This is a genomic window from Clostridium sp. AM49-4BH, assembly GCF_003478335.1.
GTDB lineage: Bacteria > Bacillota > Clostridia > Lachnospirales > Lachnospiraceae > Butyribacter.
Window position 1 is genome coordinate 1 of record NZ_QUFB01000029.1, and the last position, 21861, is coordinate 21861.

General features: G+C 39.9%; 18 protein-coding genes and 1 other annotated feature. All 18 genes read left to right on the forward strand.

The annotated features are described in order from the left end of the window. The first annotated feature begins 436 nt into the window (after window positions 1-436). Window positions 437-1969: an efflux RND transporter periplasmic adaptor subunit gene (locus tag DW981_RS09175; RefSeq protein WP_118507504.1), complete on the forward strand. Its 1533-nt coding sequence runs from the start codon at window positions 437-439 to the stop codon at window positions 1967-1969. 15 nt (window positions 1970-1984) lie between these two features. After that, window positions 1985-2803 carry an ABC transporter ATP-binding protein gene (locus tag DW981_RS09180; RefSeq protein ID WP_118507505.1) on the forward strand — a complete coding sequence of 273 codons (819 nt, stop codon included), beginning with the start codon at window positions 1985-1987 and terminating at the stop codon, window positions 2801-2803. Then, window positions 2797-4086: an ABC transporter permease gene (locus DW981_RS09185; RefSeq protein WP_118507506.1), complete on the forward strand. Its 1290-nt coding sequence runs from the start codon at window positions 2797-2799 to the stop codon at window positions 4084-4086. Before DW981_RS09180 ends, DW981_RS09185 begins: the two co-directional genes overlap by 7 nt. Before the next feature lie 180 nt (window positions 4087-4266). Further along, window positions 4267-5241, forward strand: a complete 975-nt coding sequence (locus tag DW981_RS09190) for a hypothetical protein (RefSeq protein WP_118507507.1) — start codon at window positions 4267-4269, stop codon at window positions 5239-5241. Between the two features lie 126 nt (window positions 5242-5367). Then, window positions 5368-5653, forward strand: a binding site (T-box leader). 128 nt (window positions 5654-5781) lie between these two features. Continuing rightward, window positions 5782-7482: a carbon starvation CstA family protein gene (locus DW981_RS09195; protein ID WP_118507508.1), complete on the forward strand. Its 1701-nt coding sequence runs from the start codon at window positions 5782-5784 to the stop codon at window positions 7480-7482. 415 nt (window positions 7483-7897) lie between these two features. Next, window positions 7898-8191: a PD-(D/E)XK nuclease family transposase gene (locus tag DW981_RS09200; RefSeq protein WP_118507509.1), complete on the forward strand. Its 294-nt coding sequence runs from the start codon at window positions 7898-7900 to the stop codon at window positions 8189-8191. After that, on the forward strand, window positions 8188-8712 hold the full coding sequence (locus tag DW981_RS09205) for an Rpn family recombination-promoting nuclease/putative transposase (protein ID WP_118507510.1): 525 nt from the start codon (window positions 8188-8190) through the stop codon (window positions 8710-8712). The genes DW981_RS09200 and DW981_RS09205 overlap by 4 nt, the downstream gene beginning before the upstream one ends. A 169-nt stretch (window positions 8713-8881) precedes the next feature. After that, window positions 8882-9883, forward strand: a complete 1002-nt coding sequence (locus tag DW981_RS09210; protein WP_118507511.1) for a hypothetical protein — start codon at window positions 8882-8884, stop codon at window positions 9881-9883. 137 nt (window positions 9884-10020) lie between these two features. Further along, window positions 10021-11661 (forward strand): leucine-rich repeat protein, encoded by a 1641-nt coding sequence (locus DW981_RS09215; protein WP_118507512.1) that lies wholly within the window; start codon window positions 10021-10023, stop codon window positions 11659-11661. 327 nt (window positions 11662-11988) lie between these two features. Then, the gene (locus tag DW981_RS09220; RefSeq protein WP_182434211.1) at window positions 11989-12624 is read left to right on the forward strand and encodes a LytTR family DNA-binding domain-containing protein; all 636 of its coding nucleotides are present in this window, start codon (window positions 11989-11991) and stop codon (window positions 12622-12624) included. A 331-nt stretch (window positions 12625-12955) separates the two neighbouring features. Next, window positions 12956-14167: a hypothetical protein gene (locus DW981_RS09225; RefSeq protein ID WP_118507514.1), complete on the forward strand. Its 1212-nt coding sequence runs from the start codon at window positions 12956-12958 to the stop codon at window positions 14165-14167. A 4-nt stretch (window positions 14168-14171) separates the two neighbouring features. Further along, window positions 14172-15086 carry a hypothetical protein gene (locus DW981_RS09230; protein ID WP_118507515.1) on the forward strand — a complete coding sequence of 305 codons (915 nt, stop codon included), beginning with the start codon at window positions 14172-14174 and terminating at the stop codon, window positions 15084-15086. A gap of 34 nt (window positions 15087-15120) precedes the next feature. Further along, window positions 15121-15954 carry a hypothetical protein gene (locus DW981_RS09235; RefSeq protein WP_118507516.1) on the forward strand — a complete coding sequence of 278 codons (834 nt, stop codon included), beginning with the start codon at window positions 15121-15123 and terminating at the stop codon, window positions 15952-15954. Window positions 15955-16556: 602 nt separating this feature from the next. Beyond that, window positions 16557-17186 (forward strand): ABC transporter ATP-binding protein, encoded by a 630-nt coding sequence (locus DW981_RS09240; protein WP_022024309.1) that lies wholly within the window; start codon window positions 16557-16559, stop codon window positions 17184-17186. A 121-nt stretch (window positions 17187-17307) separates the two neighbouring features. After that, window positions 17308-19230, forward strand: coding sequence for a BMP family ABC transporter substrate-binding protein (locus tag DW981_RS09245; RefSeq protein WP_022024308.1), 1923 nt, complete (start codon window positions 17308-17310; stop codon window positions 19228-19230). 20 nt (window positions 19231-19250) lie between these two features. Beyond that, window positions 19251-19916: a metallophosphoesterase gene (locus tag DW981_RS09250; protein ID WP_118507517.1), complete on the forward strand. Its 666-nt coding sequence runs from the start codon at window positions 19251-19253 to the stop codon at window positions 19914-19916. 181 nt (window positions 19917-20097) lie between these two features. Beyond that, window positions 20098-20724 carry an RNA polymerase sporulation sigma factor SigK gene (gene sigK, locus DW981_RS09255; RefSeq protein WP_022024416.1) on the forward strand — a complete coding sequence of 209 codons (627 nt, stop codon included), beginning with the start codon at window positions 20098-20100 and terminating at the stop codon, window positions 20722-20724. A gap of 145 nt (window positions 20725-20869) precedes the next feature. Beyond that, entirely contained in the window at window positions 20870-21829 is a 960-nt protein-coding gene (locus tag DW981_RS09260; protein ID WP_118507518.1) for an HD domain-containing protein, read from the forward strand. Window positions 21830-21861: the final 32 nt, after the last annotated feature.

Here is a 21861-nt window from a genome sequence, read left to right on the forward strand (position 1 = left end):
ATTGCCGGTTAAATGGAGTAATTTGCTGCCGGGAAACTGGCTGATGGCAGCGCGAAGCAATTTAGTTTCAAAGGGTGGATATTCGATGGCGGCTGCGTTATTTGTGGAACTGCTGTTGTTCGTGATATGCAGTTGCCTATTGGTCAATATGCGGCCAGGATTGGAAAGAAAGTGATCGTTTTTTAAATTTTATCAAGGAAATCTCTTAATATTATTGCATAAGTGAAATGTTGACAGCCAAGATTTAAGAAACGGCTGTCGAGATGTTTCACATCTTCTTCAATGATTGCACACGTAATTTTCATGATTTTTTAATAAAGTAATTTCCAACCAAACATCAAATTTTTAGGTTACAACATAACTTAAGCAAGTTGATGAAGTCTTAAAATTAGCGAATGAAATTTGAGACGACATCATTTGTAGACTGGAGGTTACTATGAAAATTACAGCAAAACGAATCAAAAAGAGGTGGATTGCAGGGGGAATTGTGATCGTGGCAGCAGCCGTTGGAATCGCACTTTTTGTGAAAGCGAAAGGAAGCAAAGACACTGTAAATGCAGGATCTGGACAGCAATCGACAGTTCAACTCTCAAAGCAGGATTTGGTAGAGTCTATCAGCGCAACCGGAACTTTTGAGAGCGCAACGAACAAGAGTGTAACGTCGACAGCAACCAATCTAACAGTTAAAAAAGTTCTTGTGGCAGTAGGAGATACAGTACAAAAGGGAGATTCTCTCGTTAAATTTGATCAAAGCGATCTGGAAGATGCTTATGCAGATGCAAAAGACAACTTATCCGACACGACAACCAGTGCGAATGCTGAGGTGACAAATGCAAAGAAACAGCTCAGTAACGCACAGACAACTTATTCAGACAGTAAGACATCAAGTGCAGCGGAAGTAAAGAAAACGAAGGCATCCCTGCAAACAATCAAAAAGACAATACGTTCGTTAAAAGATAAAATTAAGGCAGCAAAAGATGCTGCACGCAAAACAGCGTTACAACAGGAATTGTCACAGGCGCAGGAGCAGTTGACGCAGGCGCAGGAAAAATATGAACAGGCTGTCAGCAACCAGACCTCCGGTAATCGTCAAAATCAGTCTTCTGTGGATTCTGCCAAGACTGCAGTAGAACAGGCTGAGACAAATCGAACCAAGCAGATCAAAGAAGCACAGAAGCAGGTAAAGGAAGCAAAAGAGAATTTGGACAATTGTGCTGTTACAGCACCCGTATCCGGTACAGTAACCTCACTTTCTGTAGAGGAAGGCGATACGTATTCGGGAGGAACTTTATTACAGATTCAGGATACACAATCCTTTGTTATTACGACAAGTGTAGATGAGTATGATATCAGCGATGTTAAGGTGGGGCAGCGAGTAGTTATTTTGACGGATGCGACAGATAATGACGAGCTGGAGGGTAAAGTGACATTTGTGGCACCATCTACAGATAGCAGTGGCAGTACGTCAACAGAAGCACAGGGTCAGTCATCAGGTACAACTGCCAGTTCTAGTGACGGATACGAAGTAAAAATCAAGGTGACATCAAGTGACGACCGTATTAAGCTTGGAATGACAGCTAAATGCAGTATTGTCAAAAAAGAAGCGTCGGATGTTTACGCAGTACCATACGATGCGGTACACAGGGAAAATGGAGAAAGTTATATTTTGGTCAAAGATGGGGATTCTACCTCAAAAGTGACCGTAACAACCGGAATGGAGACAGATTATTATATTGAAGTGCAGGGCGATGATCTGCAGGAAGGATTGCAAGTAGTTATTCCAACAGATAAAACAGATTCCTCTTCGGATTCTAATAAGCAGAATAGCACCTTTGGTGGTTTCGGCGGAATGGGAGGCACACCTGACGGCAGTACAGGGAACAAAGGCGACCGTGGTGGCATGAATGGATCCAAGGGTGGATCCGGCGGAATGGGTGGACCGGGAGGCGGTCAGGCACCATCCAAATAGAATGGAGGATTAGCTATGGAGATAACAAAGAAAGCAAAGCAGCAGTTGACAGCAAGTCCAGCCATTATTGATCTGCAGGGAATCGTAAAACGTTTTTATATTGGTAAACCAAATGAACTTGAAATATTACATGGTATTGATCTGCAGGTACAGGAAGGACAGTTCGTATCTATTGTCGGAGAGTCCGGTTCCGGCAAATCGACATTAATGAATATTATTGGTGCTTTGGATCAGCCGACAGGTGGTCAATACCTGCTTGATGGCGAATGTGTTGGTAATTTGAAAGATAAACAGTTGTCTGAGATCCGTAATCAAAAGATTGGGTTTGTATTTCAAACGTATAATCTGATCCCACGGACATCTGCACTTGCCAATGTAGAACTTCCGATGCTTTATGCGGGGGTGCCGCATGGGGAAAGGACACAGAGAGCGAAAGAGTTATTAGCGCTTGTTGGAATGCAGGATCGTATGTATCACAAACCGGATGAATTATCCGGCGGACAAAAACAGAGAACGGCCATAGCACGTGCTATGGCAAACAATCCGACATTGATCCTGGCGGATGAACCGACCGGAGCCTTAGATTCGGAAACGGGTCATCATATCATGGATTTATTTCACAAATTACACCGCGAGCAGGGGAAAACGATTGTCTTGATTACACATTCTAGAGAATTGGCAGAAGAAACGGAGAGAATCATTACACTGCGGGATGGCAGGATCGTGGATGATACCGGGAGTAATGGTGAGATAACGAATGACAGGGACGTGAATGATATCCGGGAACAAGGTGAAAGGAAGGCAGATACCGGGAAGCGAGGTGCGATATGCTGATCATAGAAAACATACGAATGGCGGTAGGTTCACTTCGAGCCGGTAAAATGCGTGCACTTTTAACAATGCTTGGAATCATTATTGGTATTGGTTCCGTTATAGCGATCATGACAGTCAGTTCCTCGTTGACGACATCCATTGCGGATTCTTTTCAGGAAATGGGAGCCAATAATATTACTGTTGGCGTAAAGCAGTCCAGTGAACAGGAGCAGGTTTCTGCGAATGGAATGCGATTTGGCACTTCTGGCAAAAGTGCGGATCTGGAAGAGGACGATCGTATTACGGATGAAATGATCGAAGGTTTGCAGAAGCAGTATTCCGATCAAATTGATGCGATTGCACTAAGTGAATCGGTTGGAAGTGGCACAGCAGAGCGGGAGAGTGAATCTGCGAACATCACTATTACAGGAATAAATGAGCAATATTTTGCCAGCAGTAAAATTACATTATTAGCTGGCCGCAAGATTAAGAAAAAAGATCTGACCGGTAAGAAAAAGGTGATCATGGTCACCGATAAAGTAGTGGAAAATCTGTTTGATGGAGATAATTCTGCAGCACTGGCACAGAGCATAAGCCTAAATCTTGATGGCAGTTATGAAAAATATTATATTGTCGGTGTGTATAAATATGAGAGTGGCAGCGATGTCAGTGAATCTTCGGATGAGGATGTGACAACGGCGGCGTACATTCCGCTAACGACGGCAAAGGAACAGACACATGCGGATGAAGGATATTCGCAGTTTACAGTGGTTACATCGACCAAAGTGGATAGTGTGTCTGCTTTTGCAGAGCAGATCGAACATTATTTTAAGCCATATTATGCGGCAAATGAAGACTACGAAGTGTCGACTTCGACGATGGAATCAATGACGGAGTCGATGACAGAAATGGTGCAGACAGTATCGATCGCAATTGCATTTATTGCCGGAATTTCATTGTTAGTTGGAGGAATCGGCGTTATGAACATCATGCTCGTCTCGGTTACGGAGCGAACCAGAGAAATCGGCACACGAAAAGCATTGGGGGCCAAAAACAGCTCCATTCGATTGCAGTTTATCATTGAATCTGTGCTCTTGTGCTTGGTTGGAGGAATCTTGGGAATTGTCGTCGGTCTGATACTCGGTGCGGCAGCGGCAGCTATTTTAGGATATTCTGCCACAGCGCCGGTAGCCGCAATGATCATATCTGTAGTATTTTCGATGGTGATCGGCATTTTCTTCGGCTATTATCCGGCAGGGAAAGCAGCAAAGCTGGATCCGATCGAAGCACTGCGTTACGAATAAGAGAAGAGAAACGCTGCAGGGCACTGTATCATATCTTTATAAGCAAGATGAGAGGCTGGGGAATCTACTCCGGCCTCTTGCACTATGCTAATTGCCACATTGAGCCGATATAACCAATATAGTGAATCATCAGTTCTGATTTGTAGTGCTGATTAGATTGCAGATCAAGGAGGGAGTGCAATGAATCAAGTTAGTTTTGGAAACGGAGTTCCAACAAGGACACAGGTGGCAGTGCATTCTGTAGGTGCGCAGAGTACAGATGGTGAATCGTCAGAAGCAGTCGCAGCATCTGATACGATGACGCAGAGTGCTGCGGAGATGGGTTATGCACAAGATGCGGGACAGATGTCTGCTACGGCAAAGAGGACATCGACAGAGAAACAGGCGGCAAGTGTGGAAATTTCAGAAGAGGGATGGAATGCGATGGAAGATTATAATCAAAGTGCGATTGAGTATTCCATGCAATTGTTAGAACGCTTGAAAGAGAGCCGTCAAAACAGTAAGTCTACAAATACAAAAACAACAAAGCAGCCGGTTAATTATAGCTTTCGCAAAGTGTCAGCAGCGATTGCACGAGCCAAAAACGTGAATCAGGCGAGCAATGCGCTTACCTCTGCCAATTCTGCGCTATCCGCATTGCGACGCAAATCTGCTTCCGGTCAATATAATGACGACGAATTGCAGATTGCCATAAACCATGCCAAAAAGATGGTACGCGTTGCCCGCAAAAAAGTGCAGAATATACGGCGTGAATCGCAGATGGAAAGTGATGATAAAGGAACAGTGCATCGGAAGCAAAACGAAACCGGACAGAAGATAGTGCGACGTCGCAAAAAGGCAGATGAAAAAGAAGATGCACTGCAGGAATTACAACTTCTGAAAAAGCAGATGAAAACGCGCAGGGAGCAGGAAAAATATTCACATCGAAGGCACGAGGGACAGAATTTAATGAGTGCCGACATGGAATATTTGCAGAAAATGATACGTTTATTGAAAAACGAAGGATTTGGAACGATTAATGCCACTTCTGATCTGATGTTTGCAGATGAGCAGACGGGAATGATAACGTACTCTACTACTGCAGCAGCGACAACGACAAGTACAGGGGAGAGTGCGGCATCTGCGACAGTGGAAGCACCGGTAAGCGCAGAATAGGGTGATCCACTATGAACAACAGACGTTTCAAATGGTAAGTGAATAAAATTAATGCTATATGTGAAAAAAATTAATTTTAAGTGTTGACAAATCGATTTTAAAGTGCTAATCTTTGTTTCAACAAAAACAAAATCGTTGAACAGAACAAGGTTTTTCGGATCCCTCGTATTGCAGAGAGCTGTCGGTTGGTGCGAGACAGTATACCGAACGGAAAGCTATCCTCTGCGAGATGTGCACTGAAATTTCTGGCTTAGTCAGATACGGTAAGTGTCACCGGGTTCTCCCGTTATAGAGAAGCTTATTGAAAATATGTGGTCAATTTATGGGACACATATCGTGATAAGAGTAAGAGGTCATTTTGATGTGACAAATGAAGTGGTACCGCGGAAGTATATAAGCTTTCGTCTTTGTGTAAAGATACATAGAGATCTTTATATGAAGACGAAGCTTTTTTACTTTATGGGTCACATCGTCAAATCCATGTGAAAGCGTCATGGATCTGTAATACTTTGTTTTACGCTTTAGAAATGGAGGAAAGAAATGAATGGATTAGTTATTGTTTTAATCAGCATTGTTGCATTAGGTGCCGGTTATCTGCTGTACGGAAGATGGCTTGCACGCAAATGGGGAATTGATGAGAATGCACAGACACCCGCTAAAAAGTTTGAGGATGGTCAGGACTTTGTCCCATCTTCAAAGTTTACTGTATTTTCGCATCAGTTTTCATCTATCGCAGGTGCCGGCCCTGTAACGGGACCAATCTTAGCATCTGTATTCGGATGGGTTCCGGTGCTCTTGTGGCTGATCGTCGGCGGTCTCTTTTTCGGCGCAGTACAGGATTTCGGTGCTTTGTATGCATCTGTTAAGAATGAAGGTAAATCGATGGGTATGATCATCGAGAAATACATAGGTAAAGCAGGAAGAAAGTTGTTTATGCTGTTTTGCTGGCTGTTTACTTTGTTAGTCATTGCCGCCTTTACGGATATGGTCGCCGGTACTTTCGTAGGAAAGGGAGCAAAAGACCTTACACAGGCATCTGCTTATGCACATTCTTCTGCAGCATCTATTTCAATGCTTTTCATCTTAGTGGCAGTTCTTTTTGGTCTGCTTCAGAAAAAAGTAGGAGATATGCCGGAGTGGTCAAGAGCAGTGGTAGCAATTGCAATGCTCGTAGCAATGTTTGCGATTGGTATGAAACTTCCAATGTATGCAACTAAATCCACTTGGATCTACATCATCATGGCATACTTGTTCTTAGCTTCCATCATGCCGATGTGGCTTTTGATGCAGCCTAGAGATTATATGACAACATTTATGCTGTTAGGTATGATCATTGGTGCTGTTGTTGGTGTTGTTGTAGCACATCCTGCCATGAAATTAAATGCGTATAACGGCTTTGTTGTAGGACAGGGACCGGCAAAGAGCTATTTATTCCCAACTTTGTTTGTTACGATTGCCTGTGGAGCGGTATCCGGATTCCATAGTTTGGTATCCTCAGAAACATCTTCTAAGACAGTAAGTAATGAAAAAGATATGCCGATGATCGGTTATGGCGCCATGGTAGTAGAATCATTACTCGGTGTTGTTGCTTTGGTTGTCGTTGGTGCAGTAGCTGTTAATGGAACAAAACCAGAAGGTACACCATTTGCTATCTTCTCAGCAGGTGTCGCAGGATTCTTAGAAAAATTTGGTATTCCGGTACAGATCGCAACAGTATTTATGACAATGTGTGTATCTGCATTGGCATTGACTTCATTGGATTCCGTTGCTCGAATCGGTAGAATGTCTTTCCAAGAATTATTCTTAGGAGATACGACAGATCCGGAGAAGATGACACCGGTACAGCGTGTACTTACAAATAAATATTTTGCAACAGTAATTACATTGTTCTTTGGTTACTTATTAACACTTGGTGGATACAACAATGTATGGCCACTCTTTGGTTCAGCAAACCAGTTGCTTGCTGCCTTGGTATTGATCGCACTTGCAGTATTCTTAAAAACAACAGGTCGTACAGGATGGACTTTGTATATCCCAATGTTTGCTATGCTAGCAGTAACATTTACGGCATTGGTTCAGAAGTTTATCGCATTAGTACAGAATGTATCTGCTGGTCAGGCTACATTCTTAGTAGATGGTTTGCAGTTGATCGTAGCGATCCTGTTGATGGTACTTGGTGTATTAGTGGCATTTAGCTGCTTGAAGAAGCTCTTCACTGCTAAGAAATCAGCAGAGGCGTAAGGAGTTAGCCAAGCGATTAGTAATCAGCAGAAGCGTAAAAGGTTGGTGGAGCGATTACTAGAGATTTTGGATTACGTGATGGAAAACTTATAGGTTAATGAAAGAGAGTTTGTTATATGTCGCTGGAAAGACAATATAACAAACTCTTTTTTAATTAATAGGAAACTGCTGTTGTGTAGCGTGACATCACCAAGAATTGCTTTAGCAATTCTTGCAAAGCAAAGCGCTGGCTTTGCTTTTTTTGAACTGATTGATCAAAATATAGTAAATAAAAACGAACAAATATTGTGAGATGTGTACAATTTTGACGTACAAAAATATGAAATGTGCCAATAGTAATTTTTAACTGAAAATGATATAATGCCACATACGAAATGATAAACACAGCATATTTTAGGGAAGAGGAGATTACTATATGGCAATGAAAATGAAGAAATATGAGGAACTGGAACTACGAGACGACTTTATGTTTAGTCGGATCATGAGCAATCCTAAATTTGTGAAACCGCTTTTGGAGACGATCTTAGGTGTAAAGATACGAAAGATCGTATATCCTCAAACACAGAAAACCATTGATCTGTCCCTACAGGCGAAAGGGATTCGGCTGGATGTATATGTGGAGGATGATCAGAACACAGTATTCAATCTAGAAATGCAGACATCCGATGGCGCAAACCTGCCGAAGAGGATGCGTTATTACCAGGGATGATAGATCTTAATATATTGGATAAAGGTCAGGATTATACGACATTAAAGAAAAGTTACGTAATCTTCATCTGCACATTTGATCCATTCGGAGAAGGTCGGCATATTTACACATTTTGTAATACATGTCAGGAAAATACAGCATTGACATTAGATGATGACGCAGTTAAGATAATCTTAAGTACAAAGGGAACAATGGACGATGTGAGTCCCGAAATGAAACGGATTTTGGATTATATTGATGGAAAAGGTGCGTCGGACAAATTTACAGAGGAGTTGGAAGAAGCAGTGCGTTCGGCCCGCCAAAATGAGAGATGGAGGTTGGATTATATGACATTAGAATATGAATACCGTCAGCGCTACCTAGAGGGAAAGGAAGAAGGGCGAGAAGAAGGTCGTGCGGAAGGCCGAGAAAGAACGATTCAAAAGCTACATGAACGTGGTGAAAGTATTGCATCTATTGCGGACATTGTAGAGTTGAATGAAGAAGAGGTTAAGCGTGTAATATCTAAATTGAAACTGTAAGGTATAAGAACTATAATGTACCCTATTAAGTGGACATGTGAAAAAGGAATCAAATCCTATAAAGTAGGCACATGGTTAAAGGCAATAAATTAATAAAACTTCTCGTTTCCTATAATTTCTAAAATGGAGCAAAAGAACTAAATTTCTCTAACAGGCGGTTTTTTATTGTTTGGTGGTAATAACGTATTATAATGCAAGAGTTGATGGCAACGGAGAGATCCGTGGCATTCGTGGTGGTCAATATATGAAGGATTTGCGTACAGAAAAGGGGATTATTATGAGTAAAAATATAAAAGTTACAATGACAGCAATATTTTCCATGTGTATTCTTTTGGTGGCAGCTGCAGGAGTAAAAGCGGACAGCAACTTGCAACAAAAGACAGTGCATATATTGACAAAGCAGGAAAAGGAACAAAAACAGGAGTTACAACAAATAAAAAAAGAACTTACGAATCACTCAAAATCGTATCAGAAAAATGATACAGAAGGAGAGACGGTTGAAGAACAAGAAAGTGCTTTGGGAAAAGAACAGTACGATTACAGTAAAGCGTTTCGGGTACAGTTAGTAGATGATCTGATGATTACAGCATATAAGAAAAAGGGGAAAAATATCGACAAACTATTTGGTGATACTTACGAATGGTATGTTCCCTACACAACGAAATCAGGGCGTGCAGGAATTACAATGTTGCAGAAAGTGAACGGCAAATATCAATGGATGTCAGAGTCAGACGATGAGGGGATTGGTCAAACCGTTTTAGATAAAGACAAAGTTGCGTCGGTGGTTGCTAAAGTAATCAGCGCAAAGAATACGATAAAAGATATTCGTTTGTTAAGAAATGATTTGTATTATTTAAATATGATATATGTAAAATGTGCAAAAGAAAGTTATATGATACCTTTTGCAGATGCACCGGATGTGTTTAATGCTAAAGCTGGGAAAAAGGGACTTGTTAATGGAAAAGTATATACAACAAAAGAATTTATGAGTCTTATGAACACCATGTTTGATGAACAATTGTTGTTGAATGCAGATCCCGATACTTCCGGGAATGCATTACCCTATAGACAAAAATCTTCAAAATATATGGGATTTGTTATTTTGTTTCTTATTTGCGGCGGTGCGGCTATCATTGGATGCAGATTATTTGACAGACAGTATACAAGGTGATACATTAAAATATAAGGCATATCGGTTACAAGCACAGGTCTATATGTAGCAGTAGATAAAAGGGAGAGCAAAGTTTCAGATTACAAAGTAGCGATTTATCAAGTACAGTTAAAATAGTGATTGCAAGGAGGGGGATTATGAAAAGAGCAGGTTATATTATTACATTAATGATCGCATTTTGGCTGGTAGCAGGGGGATTGTTTTTTGCACAAAGTGTACAGGCAAAAGTAGTCTCTGGAAGCTGTGGTGGTGAGACAAAATACCGCTATGACAGCAAGTCGAAGAAGCTGGAACTTTATGGACGGGGAGTTGTGTCGCAAACCATTCGTGTAGATGAACAACTTAGCCGTAAAAACAGATACTTTCAGGTGAAAAAATTAGTGATACGACAGGGGATTACAGCAATCAAAGATTCTTCGGTTCTTCAATATGCGTCCGAAGAAGAAAGAGGAATATCGGATGATTATGAGCCCGGCTGGGGTTTTGATGTGTGGAGAGGTCTGGGTGATGCAACTGAAAAATTATATGTGGAATTACCGGAAGGATTCACCACGATTACAGCCAACATGTTTGGTGATATACAGGTAAGGGAAATCTATATTCCGGCAAGTGTGACAAAAATTGAAGAAGGGGCATTTGGGGCACAGATTTATCTTACAAGTATTCGAGTCTCTTTTAACAACTCAAAGTACAGATCGCAAAATGGTGTTTTATATAATAAGAAAATGACAACACTTATCTGTTATCCGATGGGAAAGGAAGGTCGAACCTTCGTTGTTCCTGATACTGTTCGTCAGACAGCACCACTATCATTTAAGGGAAATTATTATTTGAAAAAAATTGTCTTACCGAAGAACTTACACAAATTAGGAGAGGGAAGTTTCTTTGATTGTATTTTACTTAAGGATGTGAATTTGGAGACACTTAATCATCTGGAGCGAATTTCAGATTATTACAACAAGTCTGATGTGCGAGTGATACATTATTATGATTCGGAGAATGAAGACCCATATGATCGCTATGTGAATGGCGTGGACTATTTTGCGTTAGATCATGATGAGGGACAATTCGATGGCTATTTGAAGAGATATGGAACTTTTGCAGGGACAGGAATTACGAGTTTTCGTATGCCGTCAAACTTACAATATATTGCACCGGAGACATTTAGAAATTGTGAGCAGTTGAAAACATTTTACATTGGCAAAGCATTTCGCGGAAAGATCAATTATGGCGAAGAAGGAGATCCGGATACGCTGTTTTTGTATTATGCACCGATCAGATTGATCCAGATTGATAAGGAGAATACGTCATATCAGTTGCAAAACGAAATTTTATATACGAGGGATGGTCACATTCTTTGCCAAGCACTCAAAAATGACAATGCAGATTCTCAATTGACAATTCCATCCTGTGTGACGGAGATTGCGGATGGTGCCTTTTATCGTAATAGTGAGTTTGGGGCGATTGAAGTGAAGGGGAGTCTTGAAAGAATTGGAATCTCGGCCTTTGCTTGCGCTGATGTCGGTAGTTTTTATGTGAAAGGTGGGGTAAACTATTTGGATTGCGGAAGCTTTTATCAGAGTGCTATTTCCGAATGGCGATGTCATGGAGGGGTGAAAAAGTACGAGAAAAGTGCATTTCAGGATGTTGATGCAACAAACGGATATGCGATAGATATGAATGCAATAACAAAATTATATCAAGAACTCTTATATGTGAATGCTACAACGGATTTGAGTTATTGGGTGAAGACAATCTGGAACTGGATCATAATGTAATGGGAATATCATGTAAGATTTGAGGACAAAAGAAGTGAGGGATAATGATGTTAAAAAAATAAATTTTTTTGTCAGGATTTTGCCGTGCGATTCGTTATATATTATTGAAACAGTTGAATTGATTATTCTAAAGTGTTATACTGTCAAAGAATAAAAGTATCATTAGTGGCGATGAGACAGTAAAGTGTTTTTGCTTTTTTTAAAATCATTTTAAATTATTCAAATAAAATGAACCTTTGGGGCTTCTAAATAGTCTAATATATAAAAGGGAATATTTTGGCAGGGCTCAAATCATTTGTCGAATAATACGAGGGGGGTATAGAAATGGTGAAAGTTGCAGTATGTGATATTGATGAAAATTATTTAAGGAAGGAGAAAAAGCTTGTAGATCAATATATGCGGGTACATGGTTATCAATACTGCATAGAATCTCCTGCATCTGAGGTGGATTTAATGATTATCGGAGATGCTTACCGCATTATTTTCGTGACAGCATGTCAGGGAGTGCATGTTGATGAAACTAAAATAAACGCAATGCAGAATATCATAAAAGGTGATGCTATGTGGGATAAGCGGATAGTTAGATGTATGGACGATTTTATGCAGAGATTTATTGAGAAAACTTCAAAATTACAATTTGCTTTTGTGGAAGGTAATAAGAAGATATATCCTAGCGATATAGTATATATTGAGAGTTGTTTACATAGAGTGATATTTCACATCAAAAATGTATCGAAAACATACTCTATGTATCAGAAATTAGATAGAACTGAAGAAATATTGTGCATGTATGGATTTTGTCGCATTCATAAAAGTTTTCTTGTCAACATGAGATATGTCGAGAGTATTCAGCGATATTCGGCGAGATTGACGGATGAAATTAGCATTCAAAAAGAACTCAGTGTTTCACAAAGTAAATATAATAAGGTACAAGAGGAGTATGCGAAATATTACGATATATAGCACAGAGGATAAATTATTATTGTGACTTTTAAATTCTGCATTTTATTTTTGAATTCTGCAATAGTTATAGATATATTCCTCAGAGTATGTAAAATAAAGACAGATGCCATGAGGGTGAGCTTGTTTAGAATATCAATGCAGTTTTAACTGTGAAATCGGTGACAAATTCGTTTCCGACTACATCAGTTTCATTTACAGGGACTTCAAATGGAAAGGCAATGAAATATAAAAATGCTATACCACTTGCAAAACAGAAAATAAAATTTAGAGGGACTGTAACAAATTACACTGCTTTTACAATTAAAGCACAGGTGAAAGGATAATAAAGATTATGAGAGTATTTCACAAAAATTATTTACTATATTGTATATTATTAATTCTTACATTATGCATTACAGGCTGTCAAAAAGCGCCGAAGCGAGACAAAGATACAACGGATAAAGTTGATTTATCTTCGGACAAGTTAGTGCCTGTACAAGAAGCAAAGCGACAGACTTTGAAGTTGCAGGGGATTAATATGGATGGGCTGCAATTTCCTAAAATGATTATGTTTCCAGACGTGCAAGAGATCTCGGAGATAAAACTCACCCCTTGGTATACCCAAAATGATAATGATCTAAAAAAAGTGATCCAATCGTTATGGAGTGATTATGATACTGTGGATTGGGAGAAAATTCAAGAACAGGATTTTCCAAACGACAATATTCCAAATTATTATGGGAAGGAAAAAAGTGATAAGAAAACCGGAAAAACATATTCTTATAGTTCTATGGGATTTTTCTGTGGAAATTCATTGGGAGATGAACCTGAGCCATCAATTGATAACTGTGTGAAAAAATATAATTTTGAATGGGGAGAGGTCGCATCAAAGCAGGACAAATATGCTCTACAAGACGGTGAACTTTCGGTATTAGATGCAGTTACATATACAGAAGGTCTCTTTAATAAACATATGCGGTCGTTTGAGAAGGAAAAGTTTACTTATAAAGTACAACATTTGTATGTCATGAAAGTACCTGATCAAGAGTATTATAGCTACAGCATGGTGATCGGACGGCTATATAATGGAATGGTAGTGGATACAAGCTCCGATTTTTTATTAGCTGATGGAAAAAGTTATCCATATACGCATTGCGGAAATCACATTATGGCGACTATGTGTCATAAGAAGACATTAGATTATGTTAATACAGGTTTCGAATGCTTTGATATTGCAAGCACGAAAGCGCATAAAAAAATCATCTCGCCACTTTGGGCGGTACGTAAAATTAAGAAAGAGATTGCTCATATTGGAGGTATGTCGTTTCAAAATTGTGGATTGGTATATCTGCTTGTACAAAAGAACCATGAGGCAAAGGATAATGTTCAGGGGGTGTATCAGTGCGTAGACGATACGACTTGTTTGCGTCCGGTATGGGTGTTTATGACAGGAGCTTCAGGATCTGCATTTAATACAAGCACAGATGATATACATGGCGCTAGCGTTATTGTTGATGCACTGGATGGGACATTATATTATTATGAGGAAACAGGGGGGTACTGATCCTATGATAAGGTTAGAGATCAAAAAGAGCATAAAAAGCAGATATTTTTTGATTGCAGTTGCACTTCTTTATATTATGTTTATGCTTGGGGACAGTGGACAGGTATTAGGAGATGAAACATCAACAACAATCCTTCAGGCAATTTGGAACAAATTTCATGGAAATTGGACCAAAGGGTTTAGTTCATCCTATTTGACCCCTATGAACAATATGTGGCAGGATAATGCATATTTGCCGGTTGTGATGCCTGTAATTTGTGGTTTCCCAAGTGTGATTAATTACTTAGAGGAAATTTCAACGAAAAATAAGAGGATGATAATTACAAGATGTAGTTTTAAGGAATATTATACTGCTAAAATCATTGCAAATGCGATTACTGCAGTAGGCGTTTCTATCACGGCGATCGTATTATTTTATGCTACACTTTTGGTGGGATATGATTATATTCCAGTGTCTGATGAATCGTTTTCAGTTATATACTTTACGTTTTCCGGTAAGATGATAGAGGGAGCTGATAGTGCACAAAAGATTTCGATGACTCTGATTTATATGCAACTGATGAAAGGAATATTATTCTTTTGTCTGTATTCCGTGATAAATAGTTCTTTCTGTTTTTTGATGGGAGTATTGCTACAGGATAAATATTTGGTATTAGGCAGCACGATTGCAGTAATTTATCTGCAGTGTAGAATATATGGAGAATTATGCACCAAATATCTTAGAGATAGAAAAATTCTCGCAGGCAGAGTGGCAGATTTGATCAATCCATGTTTTTTGCATTATGCAGGTTCCTCGGTAGAGGGGTTTTATCAAAATAGAACATGGCTGGCTTTGCTTATTGCGGTGATTATCATAGCGTTTAATTATTGGTTGATGGTTTATGTGTCGCAAAGGCAGTTTGATATTACGGAACGCTAAGGAAAACAAAAGATCATAGAAACGGAGGGCTACGATGAAAAAAGTTTTATTGATACTTCGACCCGGTTTGCAAGAATCATTTGCAGATAAAAAGAATATTATTTTGTTGTTGATCATTGGTTTTATTTTGGATAACGGTGTCAGAGTGATGGTTGATCATGCAAAACAAGTTGGACAGCCGCTTGGAATATTTGAAACATTTATTATGTGCTTAAACCACTGGTATTATCTGGTTATTTTTTTGGTGGGCTATGTGTTGATCCTCACTACGATTCCAAGGTTGGATAGTGATCAGTTGTTATTGATATACCGTGCCGGTAAAAAAGGGTGGTTTTTTGGAGAACTTTTGCAGATTACCTTGTATTCTTTGGCATATATCTTGTTACTTATGGCTGGCTGCATGGTTTGTGCTGCAAAGTATAGTTATATAGGAAATATATGGAGTAATTTTACCATCTATTATAAGAGCAGTTATGAAAAATTGCTGTCTGATAATAATCGATTTATTGACCAACAGGTTTTTAAGTATTATTCCCCTTACCAAGCGGTAATTCATGGTGTAGTATTACTTTTGCTTTGCATGGTGTTAATGGGAACGGTGACGCTCTATTTTTCGATTATGAATAAAAAATTAGTGGCAATTCTGTTGAATGTGATTTCGATTTTATTTGTACTTATTTTTAATAATTATCGCATAGGGGCTATGTGGTTATCTCCGTTTTGTCACGCCGTGCTCGCACTTCATAATAGGTATGTTTATACAGAGTTTTCTGTATCGCTTGGGTATTCCTATGCATATTTGGTGTTGTTGGAAATAATAATGGTTGGATTATCTATAAAGCAGTTGAAGAAAAAGATGTTTTATTAGTACACTGATTTAAACTTCGCACATCAAAAGATGCTGTCGGGTCACATATTGCTTATTATGTCAGTAAAAAATATGATATTTTGCAGCCGGCAAACTAACTTGTTCTGCCGGCAGCGAACTAAGATAATTGCCGCAGAACGCAGAGTTTTTGTGTGATTTCTTATTTTGTTAAGTCTCTGATGAATACATGTCCGAGGGATTGTCTGAGATATCCCGGTCTAGCAAGGTATCATCCATTTTTGGACGGGACGCTTTCGCTACGATGCGCTACGTCACGTTACTTAATGTCTCTGAAATACGAGACATAAGTAACGACGAGCGCAAAGTCCCTTTCAAAAATGATGATTACCTTGCTTCCGGGATTTCGAGTTCTCCGAAGGGCATGTAAATCAATCATCAGAGACAACAAAATTTAGAAATCACCTAAAACGTAAATGCGGCAAGGCAATTACTATAGTTCTCTGCCAGCAGAAATCGTCATGTTGTAGCTGCAAAATACATAGTAATCTTTGACATAATAAGCAATATGTGAAGATGTGATGATTTTGGAGATGCGAAGTTGGAATGCGCTGATGTATTAGATTGTAAGGGAGGACTAGAGCATGATAGAAGTTCAAAAGGTATCATTGCAGATAAAAAAAGCAAAGATATTAGAGAATGTTGATTTCACCTGTCAAAAGGGGCAGATTTGTGGTGTCGTGGGTAGAAATGGAAGCGGTAAGACGATGTTGATGAAGTGTATCTGCGGTTTTGTGAAACCGACTTCTGGAGAAATACAGGTAGATGGTCAAGTGATTGGAAAAGATATAGATTTTATTCCGAATGCTGGAATCATTATTGAAACGCCGGGGTTTATTCCTAATTATTCAGGCTATAAAAATCTGCAGTTGTTAGCATCTATTCAAAATAGAATTGATAAGACAAGGATTCGTGAAGTTATGCAGATGGTAGGATTGGATCCGGATATGAAACGTAGTGTAAAAAAATATTCCTTAGGAATGCGTCAAAGATTGGGGTTAGCACAGGCAATTATGGAAGATCCAAGTGTATTAGTTCTTGACGAGCCCTTTAATGGGTTGGATAAGGAGGGGGTTGTGGAGATGCGGCAATATCTGTTGCAATTAAAAGATGCGGGAAAGGCGATTATGGTTTGCTCACATTCATCGGAGGATATTGCAGTTTTGTGTGACCGTGTGTATGAAATGGAGCATGGCAAATTGACGCCTAAATGATTGCATTCGCCCCAATTGGTTGCTATACTAATATAGTAGAAACCGTTCCGGGCATGTTGTGTTCGATGCAACGTGACAATGAGCGGTAATGAGTATTGATAGGCAATAGATTGGAGGAGTTATGGCATACGACGATTATTTGAAGGCACAAAAATTAGCTTTAAAAGCATATAAAAATAAAACAGTGAGAGGTGCATATCCGTATCTTCCGGTATTGGATGAGATTCTTTCTCATGTCCGGATTGAGAGAGAGGAAATTCTGGGGACGGTAAATATTCCATTAAAACAAGTGGTGGGAACATCCTCTGCAGGGCGTACGCAGGCATTTGCATCTAATTTTATGCCTTTGCTGGATTACGGCAGCGAGTTTGCTACAAAGTGGTCAACACTCTATGATGCGCAGATTGAAGAGGGGATTCATACTCCGATCAAGGCCTATGAATTTTTAAATAAATATTATGTGATCGAAGGAAATAAGAGAACCAGTGTACTCAAATATGTAGATTCTCCAACTATCGCTGCGGAAGTAATTCGTAAGGTGCCTCGTTTAACGGATGATCCGGAGATTCAAGTCTATTATGAATATATGGATTTTTATCGTAAAACAAAGATTAGTTATGTCATCTTTACCAAAACCGGAGGATATCAGAAGTTATGCGAATATGTGGGACGAGGGAACAATGAAGAGTGGACGGATGATGACCGCATGAACTTTTCATCGTTCCATTTGGCATTTTATAATGCATACAAAGCATTGGGGGGACTGGAGTTAAAGGATATTACAGAGGATGATGCGCTGTTATTGTATCTGTCCCTGTATCCGTACAATGAGTCCATGGAGAAATTAACCGGTGAGATAAAAAAAGATTTGGAAAAGATCTGGCCGGAAATCAAAACGCTGACCGTAGAGGAACCGGTAGAATTATTGATCACACCAACGACGGAAACGTCTATGATCAAGAAGATCCAGTCCAAAAAAGTGCACAAGGTGGCATTTGTTTATGATGTACCACCATCAAAATCGGATTGGATCTATGCACAGGAATTAGGGCGCGAGCATATTCTGGATGTATTTCACGGGGAGATTGAGGCGGAGAAGTTTATCGCCAAGCCTTATGAGGAAGATGAGGAGTTATTTACGGAGCTTTGCGAAGAGGGATATGATATTATTTTTGCAATCGCACCAATGTTTATTCGTGCCTGCATCAAAGTGGCACCGTTGTATCCAAATACAAAAATATTGAATTGCTCGTTAAATTCACCGCATGCATCCATTCGAACCTATGGTATTCGTATTTATGAAGGCAAGTTTTTGCTGGGGATGGTGGCAGCAGCGATGAGTGAGCAGGATGACATTGGATATCTGGCGGATTATCCGATTTACGGTGTGATTCCGGGAATCAATGCATTTACGCTGGGAGCGCGCGCGATCAACCCACGCGCCCGTATTCATTTGCAGTGGTCGACGATGAAAGATGCGCATACGGATGAGTACTTTTTAAGCCATGGCATTTCATATATTTCTTCGCAGAATATGATCTCGCCGACGAAAGAGGACCGTGCCTTGGGATTGTATCATTTGACCGAGAATGGTGCCAAAAATATAGCTACTACGGTGTACCAGTGGGGTGCTTTTTATGAGGAATTGATCAACAGTATCATGCGCGGATCTTGGAAAACAGACACGACCAAGGAGCCAAAGGCGCTGAATTACTGGTGGGGATTGTCCGCAAATGTGCTGGATGTTATTTTGGGTAGCAGTGTTCCGACCAGCACGCGCAAACTGGTTGATTTTATGAAAAATGCGATCGCTGAGGGAAATTACTGGATGTTTTCCGGAGAATTATATGATAAAGATCATAATAAGCGCTGCAATGCAGACGAAGCGCTGCAGTCTGAAGATATAATGATGATGGATTGGCTGATCGATGGTATTGTAGGTGATATTCCTACGATCCATCAGTTGATAGACCATGCGAAAGAGCTTGTCAGTCTCCGTGGATTGAAGCAGGCGCTTCCGGAGGGAGAAGGCAAGATTTTGTAGGAAAGGCATGGTGAGAACGGATGAAGATATTGTTATTAGCGGATGTAGAATCAAAATATTTATGGGACTATTTTGAAAAAGAAAAGCTTGATGGCATTGATCTGATCATTTCCTGCGGAGATCTGAAAGCGGAGTATTTGTCTTTTTTGGCAACATTTACGACAGCTCCTGTACTTTATGTACATGGTAATCATGACGTGAAATATGATTATAAAGCTCCGGATGGATGTGTATGTATTGATGACCGTGTCTTTGTGCATAATGGGCTGCGTATTGCGGGACTTGGTGGCTCGATGTGCTACTCCATGAAGAAATACCAGTACACCGAGAAGCAGATGTATAAACGACTGGCTCGCTTAAAGTGGCGTATCCGTATTCGGGGCGGGTTAGATATTTTAGTGACACATGCGCCGGCTAAGGATCTGGGAGATGCCGAAGATCAGCCGCACAGAGGATTTCGGTGTTTTCGTTGGATCATGAAACATTACAAACCGGAGTATTTTTTTCATGGACATGTTCACATGAACTATAACCGTAACCAGCCGCGTGTCAGCAACTACTTAGATACAACGATCATTAATGCGTATGACCGGTATATTGTTGAAGTGCCGGATCCGGAGAAAAAACGCAAATTTTGGCAGAAAATGAACAAATTTTTGTATCCAAACGACATTTATTTTGAATAAACAACTCAAACTTCGCACATCCAAGATTATCGTGTTGTTACATATTAAGTAATATGTGACCTGACAGTAGCTTTGGATGTGCGAAGTTTAAGTAAATAGCATTTTTGTAAAATGTGGAAAGGCACTTCCTTTTGGTGCGCTGCATAAGATATATGGATAGCGTGAAAGGGGAAGTGCGACAATGCAATCATTTCCACAACCTCCCAGCGCCAAAGAAGAAAAAGAGTACCTGAAAAAATGCAAGGAAGGTGACTGGCAGGCGCGTAATCAATTGATTGAGCGGAATATGCGCTTGGTTGCCTATATTGCCAAGAAGTACCAGCAGTCAGGGGTAGAAATGGAGGATCTTATTTCGATTGGAACGATTGGGCTGATCAAGGGAGTGGACAGTTTTAGGGAAGACAAAAAGATTCGGCTTGCAACGTATTGTGCGAGATGTGTAGAAAATGAAATACTGATGTATCTTCGTTCCGTAAAAAAGACAGCGCGTGATGTATATTTGTTTGATACCATAGGTTCGGATAAGGAAGGAAATGAAATCAATCTGTTTGATGTATTGGAATATGAGGAAGAGGATATTGCAGACCGTTTGACGAGAAAAGAGCATATTGGTAAGTTGGAACAATATATGGAACAAACCCTGACACCACGAGAAAAAGAGATACTTTGCCTGCGTTACGGCATACAGGCAAAAGAGCAGAAAACGCAGAGGGAGATTGCAGAAATTTATCAAATTTCCAGATCTTATGTATCACGTATTGAAAAAAAGGCACTAAAGAAATTGAGAGATCGTTACGAAGACGAATAAAAAAGCAAAAAGGGGTTGTTATATGAATTGCAGATGGTTCATATACAGCCTCTTTTTGACAGATTTGGACTGGACGCGGACGGTCAAATATGCTAACATTTTCTCTATATGATAAGATCAAGGACAGAAAGGAAATGAAAAAGATATGACATACATCAAAGAATATCAAGAGGGAAATAAGTTTTTTGGCATTTATTTGTGCAAATCCAAGCAGGTATTAAAAACAAAGGCTGGTAAGACTTATTATTCTTTGCTCTTGCAAGATAAAACGGGGATTATTGACGGAAAAGTTTGGGAACTCACCAATGCGATCAACGATTTTGACAGCATGGATTTTATTATGGTAGATGGTATGGTTACGACTTTTCAGGGGAGCAGACAGGTAAACATTAATCGTATTCGCCAAGCGCAGGAGGGAGAATATGATCCGAAAGAGTATATTCCGGCATCGAAATACGACATTCCTCAGATGTATGAGCAGCTGAAACAGCATATTGACGGGATTAAAGAGCCACATTTACATAGACTTGCAGAGATGGTGTTCGTGGATGACACAGAGATCGTTAAGGAGTTTCAGCAGCATTCTGCTGCCAAATCGGTGCATCACGGTTTTATTGGCGGACTGTTACAGCATACGCTCGGTGTAACAAAAATGTGCGAGTATTTTGCGCAGAATTATGAAATCTTAGACCATGATCTTCTGATCACTGCAGCGATGTTTCATGATATTGGAAAGTTATATGAATTGTCTGACTTTCCGACGAATGAATACACAGATGAAGGTCAGCTTTTGGGACACATTTTCTTGGGTGCTGAGCTGATCGGCAAATGGAGCAGCCAGATTCCCGGATTTCCACCAGTATTGGCAACGGAGCTTCGTCATTGCATTTTGGCGCACCATGGTGAGTTAGAATATGGATCTCCTAAAAAACCGGCGTTGGCAGAGGCGATGGCACTTAATTTTGCGGACAACATTGATGCGCGCATGGAGACAATGACGGAATTATTTGATAAAGCGGATCCAACGATGGAATGGCTTGGATTTAATCGAATTGTAGATTCCAATGTACGTCAGAGCTCAGGATATTTGCAGAAACGCAAATAGAGAAAGTTGTGAAAGGTCTTAAGAAGATATGG